This is a genomic window from Azospirillum sp. 11R-A (assembly GCF_049472615.1).
Lineage (GTDB): Bacteria > Pseudomonadota > Alphaproteobacteria > Azospirillales > Azospirillaceae > Azospirillum > Azospirillum palustre.
The window spans coordinates 1-16,120 of the sequence record NZ_JBCEBL010000040.1; the positions used below are offsets into that span (position 1 = coordinate 1).

General features: G+C 68.6%; 16 protein-coding genes. All 16 read right to left on the minus strand.

The features are described from left to right. Positions 1 to 581, minus strand: a 581-nt coding sequence (locus VH569_RS32480; RefSeq protein ID WP_423321073.1) for a methyltransferase domain-containing protein, incomplete at its 3' end; no start/stop codon positions are given. After that, positions 574 to 1,383: a polysaccharide deacetylase family protein gene (locus VH569_RS32485; protein WP_423321075.1), complete on the minus strand. Its 810-nt coding sequence runs from the start codon at positions 1,381 to 1,383 to the stop codon at positions 574 to 576. The genes VH569_RS32485 and VH569_RS32480, both read right to left, overlap by 8 nt. Next, positions 1,376 to 3,739, minus strand: a complete 2,364-nt coding sequence (locus VH569_RS32490) for an MMPL family transporter (RefSeq protein WP_423321077.1) — start codon at positions 3,737 to 3,739, stop codon at positions 1,376 to 1,378. Before VH569_RS32490 ends, VH569_RS32485 begins: the two co-directional genes overlap by 8 nt. After that, positions 3,736 to 4,341, minus strand: a complete 606-nt coding sequence (locus VH569_RS32495; protein WP_423321079.1) for a LolA family protein — start codon at positions 4,339 to 4,341, stop codon at positions 3,736 to 3,738. Before VH569_RS32495 ends, VH569_RS32490 begins: the two co-directional genes overlap by 4 nt. Beyond that, entirely contained in the window at positions 4,325 to 5,302 is a 978-nt protein-coding gene (locus VH569_RS32500) for a hypothetical protein (protein ID WP_423321081.1), read from the minus strand. Before VH569_RS32500 ends, VH569_RS32495 begins: the two co-directional genes overlap by 17 nt. Next, on the minus strand, positions 5,299 to 5,622 hold the full coding sequence (locus VH569_RS32505; protein WP_423321083.1) for a hypothetical protein: 324 nt from the start codon (positions 5,620 to 5,622) through the stop codon (positions 5,299 to 5,301). Before VH569_RS32505 ends, VH569_RS32500 begins: the two co-directional genes overlap by 4 nt. A gap of 12 nt (positions 5,623 to 5,634) precedes the next feature. Continuing rightward, entirely contained in the window at positions 5,635 to 7,008 is a 1,374-nt protein-coding gene (locus tag VH569_RS32510) for an AMP-binding protein (RefSeq protein WP_423321085.1), read from the minus strand. A 10-nt stretch (positions 7,009 to 7,018) separates the two neighbouring features. Next, positions 7,019 to 7,663 (minus strand): hypothetical protein, encoded by a 645-nt coding sequence (locus VH569_RS32515; protein ID WP_423321086.1) that lies wholly within the window; start codon positions 7,661 to 7,663, stop codon positions 7,019 to 7,021. Beyond that, positions 7,663 to 7,929, minus strand: a complete 267-nt coding sequence (locus tag VH569_RS32520; RefSeq protein ID WP_423321087.1) for a phosphopantetheine-binding protein — start codon at positions 7,927 to 7,929, stop codon at positions 7,663 to 7,665. The genes VH569_RS32515 and VH569_RS32520 overlap by 1 nt, the downstream gene beginning before the upstream one ends. A gap of 442 nt (positions 7,930 to 8,371) precedes the next feature. Continuing rightward, complete coding sequence (locus VH569_RS32525; RefSeq protein ID WP_423321089.1) at positions 8,372 to 9,346, minus strand: PfkB family carbohydrate kinase; 975 nt, start codon at positions 9,344 to 9,346, stop codon at positions 8,372 to 8,374. Positions 9,347 to 9,360: 14 nt separating this feature from the next. Beyond that, positions 9,361 to 10,836, minus strand: coding sequence for a mannitol dehydrogenase family protein (locus VH569_RS32530; protein WP_423321090.1), 1,476 nt, complete (start codon positions 10,834 to 10,836; stop codon positions 9,361 to 9,363). Between the two features lie 203 nt (positions 10,837 to 11,039). Then, positions 11,040 to 11,825 (minus strand): L-iditol 2-dehydrogenase, encoded by a 786-nt coding sequence (locus tag VH569_RS32535; protein ID WP_423321091.1) that lies wholly within the window; start codon positions 11,823 to 11,825, stop codon positions 11,040 to 11,042. A 14-nt stretch (positions 11,826 to 11,839) separates the two neighbouring features. Then, entirely contained in the window at positions 11,840 to 12,868 is a 1,029-nt protein-coding gene (locus VH569_RS32540) for an ABC transporter ATP-binding protein (protein WP_423321092.1), read from the minus strand. Positions 12,869 to 12,881: 13 nt separating this feature from the next. Next, entirely contained in the window at positions 12,882 to 13,712 is an 831-nt protein-coding gene (locus tag VH569_RS32545) for a carbohydrate ABC transporter permease (RefSeq protein ID WP_395457158.1), read from the minus strand. 2 nt (positions 13,713 to 13,714) lie between these two features. Continuing rightward, positions 13,715 to 14,587, minus strand: coding sequence for a carbohydrate ABC transporter permease (locus tag VH569_RS32550; protein ID WP_423321094.1), 873 nt, complete (start codon positions 14,585 to 14,587; stop codon positions 13,715 to 13,717). Between the two features lie 221 nt (positions 14,588 to 14,808). Further along, a complete protein-coding gene (locus VH569_RS32555; RefSeq protein ID WP_423321096.1) occupies positions 14,809 to 16,119 on the minus strand; it encodes an ABC transporter substrate-binding protein in 1,311 nt (436 codons plus the stop codon). Position 16,120 lies beyond the last annotated feature (1 nt).

Here is a 16,120-nt window from a genome sequence, read left to right on the forward strand (position 1 = left end):
GGCTGGCGCCAGCCGCCCCGTGCAGCGCAGGCGATCCGTTCGGCCCAGCGGGTGATCTGGAACGGCAGGCCGCCGTTGGCGTCGGCTTCCCGCAGGATCAGAACCCCGTCCAGGTTCAGCGCCTCGGCGCAACGGGCCAGTACTGCCGCCTGTTCGTCGCGGTGGAGATAAAGCAGGACATCCAGGATGACGATGGCCTCGCAGCGGGGCAGGTCGGTGTCGCGGATGTCGCCCTGGGTGACGGCCTCGCTGCCCAACGCCGCCCTGGCGATCCGTACCCGCTTGGGCGACAGCTCGACGCCCCTGGTGGCGAGGGCGGCCGGTGGAACGGGCCACTCCGCCGGCCAGCCGCCGCCGGCATGCCGGTCGGCCGCAGCGCGCAGCAATGCCGTCAGCACCCCCTGGCCGCAGCCGAGGTCGAGCAGACACCCGCGGGCGGGCAGCAGCGGGTGACTCAACAGGTGACGGAAGACGGGGTCGCCGGCCAGCTTGCCCTTGGCGAAATACCAGGCGTGGCGGCCGCAGGGACGATAGGGGCGGGCGGCGGCGGCGACCAGTTCGCGGAAGACGGCGTCAGTCATCGGCCACCACCTCCAGCGAAACCGCCCTCAACCCGCGGACGGCCAGGGTGTCGAGCAGGCGCGGCAGCACGGTCAGCACCACGGGCCGCCCATCGCCATTGCGGGCGGCGGAGCCGTCATGGAGCATCAGCAGGTCACCGGCGGCGAGACCGCAGGCAAGGCGCCGCTCCACTGCCAAAGGATCGCGCCGAACCGCGTCGTAGCCGCGCCGGGTCCAGGTCGCCAGACGCAGGCCAAGACCGGCGAGCACGGGGTCGAGCAGCGGATTGCGCAGGCCGGCGGGCGGCTTGAAGAAGCGCGGCGGCCGGCCGGCGAGAGCGGTCAGGATCCGTTGCGCTTCCCCCACCTCGCGGCGGATGGCGCCGATGCCCATGGCGGCGAAGCGGTGGGAATGGTGCCAGCTGTGGTTCTCCACCGTATGGCCGCGGCGGACGATGGCCTCGATCAGGCCGGGATGGCGGGCGGCACGGTCGGCGATGCAGAAGAAGCTCGCCTTGGCCTTCGCGCGGTCGAGCTGGTCGAGAACGGCAGGCGTCACCGCCGGATCGGGGCCGTCGTCGAAGCAAAGCCCGACCTGCCCGAGCCGGGCATTCTCCGCCGGCAGGCGGCGCAGGTTGGGGCCGAGCAGGCTGCTGCGCGGCCAAAGCCCGATGGCGCCGAGCAGAGCATGGTTTCCCACCAGCGCGGCCAACGCCCAGGGCCAGGCCGCGGGCACCACTGCAACCCCGGCCGCAGCGGCGGCGTGCAAAGCGGCCGATGCGCGCAGCAGCGGGGGCGGAGTCCAGCGCCGAGGCTCAGCCATGGCCGGCACCCTCCGGTTCTGCGGGCTGCTGCGGCCGGCCCAGAACCGCGGCGAAGGCAATGCAGAGGAAGGCGCCGATGGCCACCGTCATGCCGATGCCGTGCAGAACCGGGATGCTGGAAAGGGCCAGCGTGCCGAAGCCGATGACGGTGCAGAGATTGGCGATGACGACGGAGGCGACGGTGCGCTCGCGCAAGGCGGGTGATGGCTCCGGCCGCTCGAACAGCAGGGAATAGTTGGAGCCGACACCGACCACCAGCAGCAGCCCCACCAGATGGAAGATCGTCAGCGTCTGGCCCAGGGCGGTCACCAGCGCCATGGTGACGACCACCGCAGCCGCCAGCGGCATTACCGCCGCGACCAGCGAGCGGACTGACCGCAGGGCAAGGGCGAGCAGCAGCGTGATGGCGACGGCTCCCAGCAGGGCGAGGGTCAGCGCCTCCTGCCGGTAGGTACGATAGAGGCTGTCGGACTCCTCCTTCAGGTTCAGCAGGGTGGCGCCTTGTGCCGCCGGGTCGCCGGCCAGCCGGGCGGCAAGCGCCTTCGGGTCGGTGACGCCGCGCAGGGGCAGCATGGCGGTCCAGCCGGTGCCGCTGTGGACCAGCAGCGAATCGACCTTCAGCTTGAGGCTGGTGCCGTCCAGGCTGGCCGGGGTCAGCAGTGGCATGGTCCGCGCCTTCTCGGAATCGGCCAGGAACGGGGCGAAGGCGTCAGGGCGGAAGGGCAGCCCTTGCAGCGCCTCGGTCAGCGAGGCGCGCAACCGGTCGGGCGTCGGCAAGGCGGCCTGCCGGGCACGCTGGGCGGCTTGGCTCGGCAGGGTGTGGGCGGGGGACTCGTAGCCGGCGATCAGGCGGTCGCTGGTCATCGCCTCCAGCGGGGCGGCCAGCCGTTCGGCGGCGGCGAGCGCCTCCTCCACCGTGGCGGCGCCGGTCACCAGCAGATGGCCGGCGTCGGGGGCGCCGAGGTCGCGGCGCAGCGCCTCGTCCAGCCGCTGATCGGCCTCCGCCACCGGGCTGAGGCTGGACAGCTCTGCCGACCAGATGGCCGGGCCCTGATAGGCCAGCCATGCCAGGGACAGCAGCGTCGCCGCGGCCAGCGGCAGGCGCAGGGCAGGGGCGCCGCGGGTCAGGGCGGTCAACACCGGCGCCAGCCGAGCCGGACGTTCGGTCGCATAGCCGTCCGGCAACAGGGACGGCAGCACCCAGCGGGTGACGGCCAGCGCCACAACCAGCCCGGTGAGGGAAAACAGGCCCAACTGCGCCAAACCGCTGAAGCTGGAGAACAGCATCGTGCCGAACCCGACGACCGAGGTCGCCATGCCCAGCAGCACGGTCGGCCAGATGCGCCGAAGGGTGCGGTGCGCCGGGCTTCCCGGCTGCGTCTGGGTGAACAGGTAGATGGCGTAATCGACGCTCTCGCCCAGCAGGGTGACGCCGAAGCCCAGCGTGATGCCATGCACCGTGCCGAAGCCCAGCTCGACCGCCGCGATGCCGGCCAGCGTTCCGGTCGCCGCCGGCAGCAGCGACAGGGCGAGCACGCGCAAGGAGCGGTAGACCAGCAGCAGAATGCCGGCCACCAGAGCGGTGGCGACGATGGAGGACCGGGTGGCATCCGCCTCGATGCGGTCGCGGGTCTGGACCGAGAAGACCGCCGGTCCGGTCATCACTAGCCTTGCGGGGCCGGCCGCTCCGCGCGCCTCGTCGAAGGCGCCCTGAATCAATTCCAGCGTCTTCTGCTGGGCATCCATGTCGAAACCCGGAGCGGCGGTCTGGACCAGCAGCAGTGCCCGCGCTCCGTCGGCCGAGACCCAAACGCCGTCGCGGCTGGCCGGGCCGGCGGTGTCGCCCAGCATCCGGTCGGTCAGGCGCAGGATCTCGGCGGTGGGATCGGCGGGCAGGGCCTGCTTCAGGGCCATGCCCGCCGGCGACTGGAGAAGGCGCAGGTCGTTCTGCAAGGCGGCGTGCAGCCCCTCAACCGTGAAGCGGTCGGGGGTGACGCCGGGGCTCAGCAGATAGCGGTTGGTCCAGAGATAGGCGCCGTCGGCGCTGCGCCCCGTCCGCTCGCCATTCTCCACCGCGGCGACCAGCGGATTGCCGCGCAGCCGGGCGGCGAGCGCACGGCTGAGGCCGGTCAGGCGATCCGGCGCTTCGCCTTCGACGGCGACCAGGATCAGGCGGGAGACGACGCCGTCGCGCAGCTGGTCGACCAGCAGCTGCTGGGTGGCGGAGGGCGAGCGGGGCAGGAAGGCGGAAAGATCGGCGGTGACGGAGGTGCGCGCCACCAGCAGGCCGCAGACAACAAGCCCGGCCAGCCACAGCGCGATGTTCCACCTGCCCCGTCTCGCCGCAGCGGTCATGCCGGGTCCGGCTGGATGGTCATGACGGAGCGGTCGCCGTCGGCCTGGAGAAGCTCGATCCGGCGGATGCTGGCGTCGCGGCCGGCGATGTCGATGCGCTGGACAATCCTGCGCGCTTCCTCCGCCCGCGGCGTCAGCTGCATGCGCCAGTCCTGCAACGTGCCTTCCAGAACCACCTCGTAGAAGCGCATGACGGTCGGCACGTCGCCGCGCAGGGTGGAGCGGATGCTTTCCACATAGGTCTGGATTTCCGGCATCGATGACACCGACAGCGTGCGGGAGGCACCGTCGGCCTGGGTCAGAGTCAGGCGGTCACCGTCCAGCCGCAGGCTTTCGGCTTGCGGTTGCAGGGTGCGCTTTTCCAGAAAGTCGGGGCGGCGGTAGGTCAGCGTGCCGCTGCTGTCCAGCGGTGCCGTCAGCAGGCCGACCTCGCGGGTTTCCGTGAAGCGGGCGCTGGAACTGTCGACCTGCTTGAGGCGCGCGAACAGATCCTCCAGCCCCCAGGGCTCGGCCGCCGGCGACGGCGTGGCGGCGCCGGCCAGCAGGAGGGTCGCCAGAGCCGCCAGGATCGGGCGGCGGGCCGGTCTATTTCCAGAAATCATAGAAATTGAACCAGTTATAGGGGAAGGACAGGGCGTAATGCTCCAGCCGGTCGGCGAAGCGTCCGGCCGCCCAGCGCACGAGGCCCGACCGCTCCTGAACCGGCCAGTCATGCTTCTTCAGGTCGGAGAAGTCGGCGATGCGCTCGAAATGGACGTCGTAGCGCCGCCCGCCCTGATAGATGCCGACCATCAGCACCACCGGCCGCTTCAGCATCGCCGCCAACTGGAAGGGGCCGAGCGCGAAGCCGGCGGGCTGGCCGAGGAAGGGCAGGCGGACCTCCTCTTCTCCATCAAGGGTGCGGTCGGCGAGCATGCCGACGAAATGGCCCTGGTCCAGCCTTTCGCGCACGCGCAGCATCGAATCCGGGCGGCCCAGCGCGATCACCTCCATCGACAGCAGCGGGTTGATGGCGTTGAGGACCGAGTTGATCTTGCGGGCGTTCTCCTCGTACATCACCAGACTGACGCGCAGGTCGTGCTGGCGGTGGCCCAGCATGCGGATCGCCTCGAAACTGCCCATATGGGCGCCGATCAGCAGGCAGCCTTCGCCGCGCTCCATCAGGTCGATGACGATGTCTTCGCCATGGACGCGGACGTCGAAATCGTCGGACTGGTCGTTCAGGAAGAAGACGCGGTCGAGCAGGCAGGCGGCGAAGACGTGATAGTGGCGGAACAGGTCGCCGAAGCCGGGCGGGCGGCCCAGCGCCTTCGACAGGAACAGTGCCGATGCCCGGCGCGGCTTGCGCGAGAACAGGACGAAATAGAGGCAGATCGGATAGAGCAGCAGCCGCGCCGCCCGCCGGCCGAGCCGCAGGGCGACCCAGACGATGAATTTGATGGCGGCGGTCGTGCTGCGCTCCGGCCGGTTCATCCACTCCCGGCGACGGCGCCGCGGTGACGGCGGAGCGATGGGGGAGGCCGCGGCGTCGGCCGTCCGCTTGGCGCGCAGGGGAAGCTTCATCGGGTCACGCTGTCGGCCATGAAGGAGCCGGCCATGAGGGCGCCGGTCATCACCGGACGGCCCGCCACGCTGCCGGTGAAGGCGATGCCGCCGGCCGATGCCGCCTGCCATTCGACCTGCATGCGGTCGCCGGGGCGGACCGGGTGCAGAAACTTGGCGGAGCGCAGCCGAAGGGGGCCGGGGACCGACGCTTCGGTCGCGGCGATGACGGTGAGGGCGGTGTCGAGCAGGACCGCGCCCGGAATGATCGGGTTGCCGGGAAAATGGCCGGCAGCGGTGGGATGGTCGATGGGGAACTGGATGTCGGTCTGGTTCGGCACGGGAGGCGGCACCTAGTCGCGCTGGCTGTTGTCGAGCATCCGCAGCAGAGCCTCGCGCGGCAGCTTGCCGGTCGGGTTGCGCGGCAGCGCTTCGACGAAGCGCAGGGGACGCGGCAGGAAGATCGGGTCGATCCGCTCGCGCAGGCGGGCCAGCAGCGTCTCGGCGGTCAGGCCGGGCGCCACCACCAGGGCGGCGAGGCGGGTGGTTCCGCTCTCCCCCTCCTGCGGCATGAAGAAGACGCCATCCTTCACCCCCTCCACCGAATTCAGATGGTGGTTCAGGAAGGCGAGCGAACTGCGCTTGCCGGCGATGTTGACCTGATCGGCGGAGCGCCCGTGCAGGATGAAGCGGGTGTCGCTCTTCAACTCGATCACGTCGGCCAGCAGCGTCTCGCCGTCGAGGAAGTCGCCGGATGCCCAGGTGCCCTGCTCGTCCTGGCGCAGCCGGATGCCGTCGATGCACAGCCACTCCGCCGTGGCGCTGGTGCGGCGGACGGCGAGCTGACCGGTTTCCGAACAGCCGTAGATCTCATGCAGCGGGGCGCCCAGCCTCATTTCCGCGTCGATGGCGAGCTGCGGGGCGAGCGGGGCGGTGGCGCAGAGGATGAAATCCAGCGGCGGCAGCTTGGTGCCGTCGGCCAGCAGGGCCTGGAGATGCACCGGCGTGGTCACCAGCATGCGGCGGCCGGGCAGATCGGCGAGGCAGGCGGCGATGTCGGCAGGGAAGAGTGGACGGCTGCCGTGCAGGACCAGACCGTGCTGGAGCGCCAGCAGGATGACCGATTCCAGGCCGTACATGTGCTGGTGCGGTACGGTGCCCACCAGCCCACAGGTGGAATGGCCGGCAGGCCCGAGTTTGGCGATCTCAAGCGCAGTGCCGGCGCCATGGACGCTGCGGACCAGGGTGCCCCAGCTTTTCACCTGCGGCATCGGCCGGCCGGTGGAGCCGGAGGTGAAGGCGATGGCGGCCACCTGATCGGCCGGGAAGGCGAGGTCGGCGTCGAAGGGCGAGCCGCTCAGGCTGTCGAGGCCGTCGGCAGGAAGCGCCGCGACGCAAGCTCTGCCGGGATAGTGCGCTCCGGCATCGGTCAGGCAGATCAGGCCGGGATAGCTCTCGTCGAGCTGGTGCAGCGTCGCCGGCGTGTCGTTGGGGGGATGCAGGCTGACCTGCCGGCGCAGCAGGGCGGCACCGAGGGCGACGGCGAAGCCCAGCCGGTCGCCGCACAGGTTCAGCAGATAGGCGCCGTCCGGCAGGCGGCGGGCCAGATCGCGCACGGCGGCGAGGTAGCTGCGCACCGTCACCGGCTTGCCGTCATGCCAAGCGAACAGGTCGTCGGGGCTGCCATGGCGCAGCAGCGGCAGGCGGGTGGTGGACAGCATCGTCATTGCGAAACCATCATGGATTTGGCCACTCCGAAAAGACGCGGACGACGTCGGCGATGGAGCCGTGGGAGTGGTTCCAGAACTTGCGCAGGCGGTAGGCGTATTCCGTCAGGAACATCGCGGCGACCAGCGGCAGGTCGAGGACATTGATGAAGAAGGACCAGATTGCCGGCGGGGCGACGCAGAACAGCAGGGCCGACATCGCCAGCTGGCCGGCGAAGAACAGGCACCACGCCATGGTGACGCGGCGGGTGTAGACCAGCATCCCGTCGGTCAGGCTGCCGCGGATTCGCCGCGCGATCCAAGTGATCAACGGCTCGCGCCCGGCCAGCAAAGTGCGGCCGAACAGGACGAGCAGGCCGACATAGATCGCAGCGTGGCTGATCGCGGAAGCCGCCAGCAGCCCGTCGCGAGCGGAGCGCCAGGACAGGCCGAACAGGGCGATGGCGCCGGCCAGAGCCATCCAGCGGAAGCGCGGCGCCGCCCGGCCGATCACCAGCCCGGTCACCCCCGCCTGCACCAGCGCCAGGGCGAGAGCGGCGTCGGCATCGAGGTCGGATACGATGGCGCCATGGACCAGCAGGGGATAGAGCGCGAAGAGCGACAGGCCGGCACCCACCGCGACTCCACCCCTGGTGCAGGCGGCGGCGGACGGCATCAGGCGGCTTTGAGCTGCTGGATGTGGCTGTTCAGTGTGCGCAGAGAGCTGAAGATCTTCGTGTTGTTCTCGTCGTCGGCCCGCAGCTTCACCCCGTAGGCTTTGGAGACGGCGAGTGCCACCTCCAGGATATCGATGGAATCGAGGCCCAGCCCTTCGCCATAGAGGGGGGCGTCCGGGTCGATGTCCTCCGGGTCGGCTTCCAGGGTGAGGGTGTTCACGATCAGCGTCGCCAGATCGAGTTCGGTCGACGACAGGGCCTTCAAGTCACTCATCATGCCTCACTAAAGCAACGCCTGTTACTCCTGGGATATTCTACCCCTTTGGATATAACCATTAGGTATAGAAAGCCGTATTGGGGTGACAGGATTCGCAATTTCAGACGTCACGATAGCTAGGCACCCGAGGCGACGCCATCATTATTTTGGAGTGATCAGTTTGTTTTGTTAAAGATTGAGTTTCTTTGCGTCTGTGTGGGTTAGAGATGGGATCGCGCCTGGAATGGAACGTTTGGAACGCTGTGGAACGGTTTTCGGCGTGGTGTTCAGTGTTTCATTCGGCCAAACGGAAACGCCCTCTCCCATTGCGGGAAAGGGCGTTCAGTGCAGGTGCGGATGAGGGAACCGGTGACCGGGAAAGCTTAGCTCCAGGCCAGAGCGCGGACCACCGAAAGCTTCAAAAACAAAAGCTTCAAAAACATGCCCGGCTTCAGCGGTCCAGCAGCCGGTTGACCGCGGCGCGGTCGGGCAGGGAGGGGATGGCGCCGGGGGCGGTGGTGGTCAGCGCTCCGGCGGCGTTGGCGAACCGGCAGATTTCGCGCAGCCGGTCCGGGGTGAAGGCGGTCGCGGCATCTTCGAGAATGCCGGCCAGGAGTGCGGCGACGAAGGCGTCGCCGGCACCGGTGGTGTCGACGGTGGTGACGGTCATCCCCGGCACATGGCCGGACGCATCGGCGGTCAGGAAGGTGCAGCCGTTGCGGCCATGCGTCACCACCAGCAGGCGCAGGCCCTCATGCCACAGGCTGCGGCCGGCGGTGTCCGGATCGGCGCTGCCGGTCAGGAACTCCAGCTCCTCGTCGCTCAGCTTGACGATGGAGGCGGCGGCGATGCCCTGGCGGATCAGGCGTTCCGCGGTGTCGCGATCGGGCCACAGGGCGAGGCGCAGGTTGGCGTCGAAGGACACCAGACGGCCGTGGCGCCGCGCCGTCTCCACCGCCAGCAGGCTCGCCTCGCGGGCGGCCGGGTCGATCAGACCGATGGAGCCGGAATGCAGCAGGCGGGCCGCCGCGACGGCGTCGAGATCGAGGTCGGCGGCGGAGAAGCCGGCCATTGGCTCGCCGTAGAACAGGAACTCCCGCTCCCCGTCCTCGTCGAGCGAGACGAAGGCAACCGGGGTCCGGGCGTCCGGCACGCGGCGCAGGCGGGACACCTCGACCCCGGCATCGGTCAGCGCCCGCGCCAGGAAGCGGCCGAAGCCATCCGCCGCGGTCCGGCCCATGAAGGCGCTGCGCACCCCCAGCCGGGCCAGACCGACCGCGACATTGGCCGGCGCCCCTCCCGGCGCCGGATCGAAGGCGCCGATCACTCCGGGCTGCGCCGGGCCGGCGGGCATGAAGTCGATCAGCACCTCTCCCAGGCACAGCACGTCGAGGGGTTGCGATGCGTCGGGCGGCATAGCGGTCATGGCGGAGAAGTCCTTCAGTTGGATCCGCCGGCATAGCGGGTGAGCACGGCGCGGGTGCCGTCCGTCCACAGGGCGCGCAGGGCGGCGGAGAAGGCGTCGCGGAAGATTTGCGACTTGCCGACCTCGCCGTATATGTCCTCCTGGTCGAGCCAGGCGGTCGGCTCGGTGCGGGCCTTGGCGGCGACCTGGGTCAGGCGGTCCCAGTTGGGGTCGTTCGGCTCGATCGGCTGGCCGTCGTCGGTCGTCCCGAAGCAGTAGCGGCACCACAGCGCCGATTCCAGCGCCAGCCCCTCGATGCCGGCCCCGGCCTTCAGCCGGTCGGCGATGGACGGGACGATGAATTTCGGCTGGCGGTTGGAGCCGTCGAGGCAGAGCCGGCGGATGGTGTCCTTGATCTTGGGGTTGGCGAAGCGGCGCTCGATGATCCCGAAATAGGAGTGCAGGTCAGTGCCGGGCACCGGCGGCACGGTCGGGATGATCTCCTCGCGCTCGATCTTTTGCAGGAAGCTGCGGATCAGCGGGGTTTCCATCGCCTCATGGGCGTAGGCGATGCCGAGCAGGCCGGCCGGATAGGCGATCACCGCGTGGCCGCCGTTCAGGATGCGGATCTTCATCGTCTCGAAGGGTGTCACGTCGGGGACGAACTGCACGCCCACCGCCTCCAGCGCCGGACGGCCGGCGAAGAAGCGGTCCTCCAGCACCCACTGGGTGAAGTCCTCGCAGAAGACCGGCCAGTTGTCGGCGATGCCGAAATCGCGGTCGAGGGTCTCGCGCTCCTGCACGCCGGTGGCAGGCGTGATGCGGTCGACCATGCCGTTGGGGAAGGCGACGGAGTTTTCGATCCAGGCGGCGAGATCGGCGTCGATCTCCCTGGCGATGCCCAGCACGGCGTTGCGGGTGACGACGCCGTTGTGGGGGATATTATCGCAGGACATGACGGTGAAAGGCACCGTGCCGTCGGCGCGGCGGCGGGCCAGACCGGCGACGATCAGGCCGAAGATTGTGGTCGGGCGGGAGGGCACGGCGATGTCGTCGCGGATCGCCGGATGGCTGGCGTCGAACCTGCCGGCGGCGTCGATGTAATAGCCGCCCTCCGTCACCGTCAGCGAAACGATGCGGATCGCCGGGTCGGCCAGCCTGGCGACGATGGCGTCGCTGTCGCCGACCGGCAGCATCCCGATCATCGCGCCGGTGACGCGGGCGAGGCTCTGCGCGCCCGACTGCTCGACGACGGTGGTCAGCCAGTCCTGGCCCTCCAGCGCGTCGCGCATGCGCTGGTCCGACGGCATCACGCCGGCGCCGAGGATCGCCCAGTCATGGTCGCGGCCCTGGGCGAACAGGCTGTCGAGATAGACCGCCTGATGGGCGCGGTGGAAGTTGCCGACGCCGAAATGCAGGATCCCGGCGGACAGGGCGGAACGGTCATAAGCCGGCACCGATGCCCGCGCAGCGATGTCCGGGAGGGTGGCGGCGGAAAGGGCGATGGTCATGATGGGGGTCCTGCGGTGTACGGCGGAGGGAGATGTGTTGCCCTCTCCCGTCCCGGGAGAGGGAGGGGACCCGCGCCGTCAGGCGTGGGGAGGGTGAGGGGTGGGGCAAGAATCAGAGATCCATGTCCGGATTGCCCCTCACCCTTCCCATGGCGATGCCATGGCCCCCTTCCCTCTCCCGGGGCGGGAGAGGGAGGTCTTCTTCAACTCATCCAGTTGCCGCCGTCGACGTTGTAGGTCTGGGCGACGATGTAGTCGGCCTCCCGGCTCGCCAGGAAGATCGCCATGCCGGTCAGATCCTCCGCCCGGCCCATGCGGCCGAAGGGAACCGCTTCGCCGACCATGCGCTTCTTCTCGCCGGGCTGGAGGTCCTCGTGCTTGGCGAACAGGGCGTCGACGCCGTCCCAATGCTCGCCGTCGACGACGCCGGGGGCGATGGCGTTGACGTTGATGCCGTGCTTGATGAGATCGAGGCCGGCCGACTGGGTCAGGCTGATCACCGCCGCCTTGGTGGCGCAATAGACGCCGACCAGCGCTTCGCCGCGCCGTCCGGCCTGGGAAGCCATGTTGACGATCTTGCCGCCGCGGCCCTGGGCGATCATCCGCTTCGCCACCGCCTGCAGGGTGAACAGCGTGCCGGCGACGTTGATCGAGAACAGGCGGTCGTAGCTGTCGCGGGTGATCTCGACGATGGGGGCGAGGTCGAACAGCGCGGCGTTGTTGATCAGGATGTCGATGCCGCCGGCCCGCTCCACCACCGCGGCGACGGCGGCGTCGATGGAGGACTGGCTGGTCACGTCGAGCGCCACGGCATAGGCGCCGGGACCGATCTCCGCCGCCGCCTTCTCCGCCGCCGCGAGGTTGATGTCGGCGATGGCGACGGTGGCTCCCTCCGCGACATAGGCGGCGGCGAAGGCGCGGCCGATGCCGCGGGCGGCGCCGGTGACGATGGCCGATTTGCCGTCGAGACGCTTCATGGGACTGGTCATCGGAATGGACCCTTTCATGCCACTTTCACACCGGCGGCGACGGAGGACTGCGCGTTGCCCTGGGCGTCGAAGCGGTGGAGCTTTTCGGTTTGCGGCGTCAGCCAGACGCGGTCGCCGTGATGCACCGGGAACTCGCCGCCGGCCCGTGCCAGCATCGTGCCGATGCCGTCCACCTGCACATAGACGAAGGTGTCGGATCCCAGATGTTCGGACACGGTGACGGTGCCGGACCACAGGCCGGAGTCGGTCGAGAGCGCCAGATGTTCGGGACGGATGCCGATGCAGTCGGCACCGGCGCCGCGCGCGATCTCGCCCTCGATGAAGTTCATGCGCGGGGAGCCGATGAAGCCGGCGACGAAGCGGTTGCACGGGCGGCTGTAGAGGTCGATGGGCGAGCCGACCTGCTCGATCCGGCCGGCGTTCAGCACCACGATCTTGTCGGCCATGGTCATGGCCTCCACCTGATCGTGGGTCACATAGATCATGGTGGTGCCGAGGCTGGCGTGCAGCTCCGAGATTTCCAGCCGCATATTGACGCGCAGCGCCGCGTCCAGGTTCGACAAGGGCTCGTCGAACAGGAAGGCGGTCGGCTCGCGGACGATGGCGCGGCCGATGGCGACACGCTGGCGCTGGCCGCCGGAGAGCTGGCCGGGGCGGCGGTCGAGATAGTTGGTGAGGTTCAGCACCTTGGCCGCCGCCTCCACCTTGCGGTCGATGGCGGCCTTGTCGAGCCGGGCCATCTTCAGCGGGAAGGCGATGTTGTTGCGCACGGTCATGTGCGGATAGAGCGCGTAGGACTGGAACACCATCGCCAGCCCGCGCTGGGCGGGCGGCAGGGCGGTGGCGTCCTTGCCGTCGATGCGGATGGTGCCGGACGACACATCCTCCAGCCCGGCGATCAGGCGCAGCAGCGTGGACTTGCCGCAGCCGGACGGGCCGACGAACACCACGAACTCGCCGTTGCCGATGGAGAGATCCAGCGGCGGGATGACGTCGATGTCGCCGAAGCTTTTGGTGACGCGGTCGAGCGTGATCTGACCCATAACGGGTTCCCCCCTACTTCACGGCGCCGAAGGTCAGGCCGCGCACAAGCTGCTTCTGGCTGAACCAGCCGAGAACCAGGATCGGCGCGACCGCCATGGTCGAGGCGGCCGACAGTTTCGCGTAGAACAACCCTTCCGGGCTGGAGTAGCTGGCGATGAAGGCGGTCAGCGGCGCCGACTGCGAGGCGGACAGGTTGAGCGTCCAGAAGGCCTCGTTCCATGCCAGGATGATGTTCAGCAGCAGGGTGGAGGCGATGCCGGGCACCGCCATCGGCAAGAGGACGAACAGGATTTCGTCGCGCAGGCCGGCGCCGTCCATCCGCGACGCTTCCAGGATCTCGCCCGGAATTTCACGGAAGTAGGTGAACAGCATCCAGACGATGATCGGCAGGTTGATCAGCGTCAGCACGATGACCAGACCGATGCGGCTGTCGAGCAACCCGAAATCGCGGAACAGCAGGTAGATCGGGATCAGCACGCCGACCGGCGGCAGCATCTTGGTCGACAGCATCCACATCAGCACGTCGCGGGTGTGCTTGCCGGGGACGAAGGCCATCGACCAGGCGGCGGGGACGGCGACCAGCAGGCCGAGCAGCGTCGACCCCACCGAGATGACGACCGAGTTCCAGAAATGGAGGAAGTAGTCGGAACGCTGCTGGACCTCGGTGTAGTTCTCCAGCGTCCAGTGGAAGGCGAGGAAGGTCGGCGGTGTCGCCACCGCCTCGGCCTCGGTCTTGAAGCTGGTCAGGACGGTCCACAGGATTGGGAAGAAGATCACGATCCCGACGGTCCAGGCGATCAGGGTCACGACCAGCTTTTGTCGGTTGGTTGCGGCGCGCGCCATGGTCAGATGTCCAGGTTGCGGCCGATCATCCTCATCAGGAAGACGGCGACGATGTTGGCGAGGACGACGGCGACGATGCCGCCCGCGGAGCCGCCGCCGACATCGAACTGCAGCAGCGACTGGGCATAGACGAGGTAGGTGATGTTGGTGGTGGCGGTGCCGGGGCCGCCGTTGGTCGTCACCAGGATCTCGGCGAAGACCGACAGCAGGAAGATGGTCTGGATCAGCGTCACCACCGTCATCGCACGCGCCAGATGGGGCAGGATGATGTGGATGAAGCGGTCGACCGCACCGGCACCGTCCATCTCCGACGCCTCCAGCCTTTCGCGGTCGAGCGACTGGAGCGCGGTCAGCAGGATCAGCGTGGCGAAGGGCAGCCATTGCCACGTCACGATCAGGATGATCGAGGACAGCGGCGCCTCGGCCAGGAAATCGAAGGGCTGGAGGCCCAGCCCCTTGGCGATGGCGGCGAACAGGCCGTTCACCGGGTTCATCAGCATGTTCTTCCACACCAGCGCCGAGACGGTGGGCATGACGAAGAAGGGCGCGATGACCAGAAGGCGGACGATGCCCCGCCCCCAGAAGGGCTGGTCGAGCAGCAGGGCCAGCCCGATCCCGCCGGCGATGGTCAGCACCAGCACCCCGCCGACGAGCGCCAGCGTGTTGAAGAGTGCGGCGAAGAAGGCCGGATCGGTGAGGAAATACTGGTAGTTCAGCGTGCCGATGAACTCCTCCGTCCCCGGCATCAGCAGATTGTAGCGCAGGAAGGAGAAGTAGAGCGTCATCACGAGCGGGATCAGCATCCAGCCGAGCAGGAGGATGACGGCCGGAGACATCGTCAGGCGCGCGGCGGCACGCGAATGTGCGGTGGCCATGGCTCGACCCTTGGGTAACGGCGTTGTGGAGCGCGGTCAGGCGTGACCGTTAAATACGGTCCGGGAATTGGTCCGCGGCCTTCTTCCGCCGTCATCCCCGCGGAGGCGGGGATCCAGGAAACTCCGCGGTTTTGCCGCCGAGCCGGCTGGATTCCCGCCTTCGCGGGAATGACGGCCGAAAGAGTATCATGCAGTGATCCGATGCACGGACCCGCGACCGCTTACTTGATGTAGCCGGCCTTGGTCATCTCGCGGGTGGCGAGAGTCTGGGCGGTCTGCAGGGCCTGGTCGGCGGTCGTCTGGCCGGCGAGCGCGGCGGAGAAAGCCTGCCCCACGGCGGTGCCGATGCCCTGGAACTCGGGGATGGCGACGAACTGCACGCCGGTGTAGGGAACCTGCTGGACCGTCGGGTGCTGCGGATCGGCGGCCTGGATCGACTTCAGCGTCAGGTCGGCGAAGGGAGCGGCCTTGCGGTACTCGGCATTGGCGTAGAGCGAGCTGCGGGTGCCCGGCGGGACGTTGGCCCAGCCCTCTTCCTTGGCGACGAGGTCGAGATAGTCCTTGGAGGTCGCCCACGAGATGAAGGCCTGCGCGGCGTCGCCCTTCTTGCTGCTGGCGGGAACCGCGAGGCTCCAGGCCCACAACCAGTTGGACCGCTTGCCGAGGCCGGTGTCCGGGGCCAGGGCGTAGCCGACCTTGTCCGCCACCTTGCTCTGCGCCGGGTTGGAGACGAAGGAGGCGGCGACGGTGGCGTCGATCCACATCGCGCATTTGCCGGACTGGAACAGCGCCAGATTCTCGTTGAAGCCGTTGGAGGAGGCGCCCGGCGGGCCGGCGTCCTTCATCAGCCCGAGATATGTCGTCAGCGTCTGCTTCCAGGGATCGGTGTTGAACTGCGGCTTCCAGTTCATGTCGAACCAGCTGGCGCCGAAGGAGTTCGCCATGGCGCTGAGGAAGGCCATGTTCTCGCCCCAGCCGGCCTTGCCGCGCAGGCAGATGCCGTAGACTTCGGCCTTCTTGTCGGTCAGCTTGCGCGCCGCGTCGGAGACGAAGGCCCAGGTCGGCGCCTCCGGCATGGTCAGGCCGGCCTTCTCGAACAGGTCCTTGCGGTACATGACCATCGAGCTTTCGCCGTAGAAGGGCGCGGCATAGAGCGTGCCGTCGGTGGTCAGGCCGCTGCGGATGGAGGGCAGCAGATCCTCGACGTCATAGTTGGCGCCGAGCTTGGTCAGCGGCATCAGCCACTTCTGCTTGGTCCAGATCGGAACCTCGTAGGTGCCGATGGTCAGGATGTCGTACTGGCCGCCCTTGGCGGCGATGTCGGTGGTGACGCGCTGGCGCAGCACATTCTCTTCCAGCGTCACCCAGTTCAGCGTGATGTCGGGATGCGCCTTGGTGAAATGCTCCGACAGCTTCTGCATGCGGATCATGTCGCCGTTGTTCACCGTGGCGATGGACAGCGTTTCCGCCTGGGCGGAGCTGCCGAGAAACGCGGCGACGGCCGCGCCGATCAAGGAAAGCGCACGCTTCATT

Bases quoted from the DNA above. Each gene is read 5' to 3' on its own strand.
- VH569_RS32485 (WP_423321075.1), bottom strand. From the start codon at position 1,383: ATGGCTGAGCCTCGGCGCTGGACTCCGCCCCCGCTGCTGCGCGCATCG.
- VH569_RS32490 (WP_423321077.1), bottom strand. From the start codon at position 3,739: ATGACCGCTGCGGCGAGACGGGGCAGGTGGAACATCGCGCTGTGGCTG.
- VH569_RS32495 (WP_423321079.1), bottom strand. From the start codon at position 4,341: ATGATTTCTGGAAATAGACCGGCCCGCCGCCCGATCCTGGCGGCTCTG.
- VH569_RS32500 (WP_423321081.1), bottom strand. From the start codon at position 5,302: ATGAAGCTTCCCCTGCGCGCCAAGCGGACGGCCGACGCCGCGGCCTCC.
- VH569_RS32510 (WP_423321085.1), bottom strand. From the start codon at position 7,008: ATGACGATGCTGTCCACCACCCGCCTGCCGCTGCTGCGCCATGGCAGC.
- VH569_RS32515 (WP_423321086.1), bottom strand. From the start codon at position 7,663: ATGCCGTCCGCCGCCGCCTGCACCAGGGGTGGAGTCGCGGTGGGTGCC.
- VH569_RS32525 (WP_423321089.1), bottom strand. From the start codon at position 9,346: ATGACCGCTATGCCGCCCGACGCATCGCAACCCCTCGACGTGCTGTGC.
- VH569_RS32530 (WP_423321090.1), bottom strand. From the start codon at position 10,836: ATGACCATCGCCCTTTCCGCCGCCACCCTCCCGGACATCGCTGCGCGG.
- VH569_RS32535 (WP_423321091.1), bottom strand. From the start codon at position 11,825: ATGACCAGTCCCATGAAGCGTCTCGACGGCAAATCGGCCATCGTCACC.
- VH569_RS32540 (WP_423321092.1), bottom strand. From the start codon at position 12,868: ATGGGTCAGATCACGCTCGACCGCGTCACCAAAAGCTTCGGCGACATC.
- VH569_RS32545 (WP_395457158.1), bottom strand. From the start codon at position 13,712: ATGGCGCGCGCCGCAACCAACCGACAAAAGCTGGTCGTGACCCTGATC.
- VH569_RS32550 (WP_423321094.1), bottom strand. From the start codon at position 14,587: ATGGCCACCGCACATTCGCGTGCCGCCGCGCGCCTGACGATGTCTCCG.
- VH569_RS32555 (WP_423321096.1), bottom strand. From the start codon at position 16,119: ATGAAGCGTGCGCTTTCCTTGATCGGCGCGGCCGTCGCCGCGTTTCTC.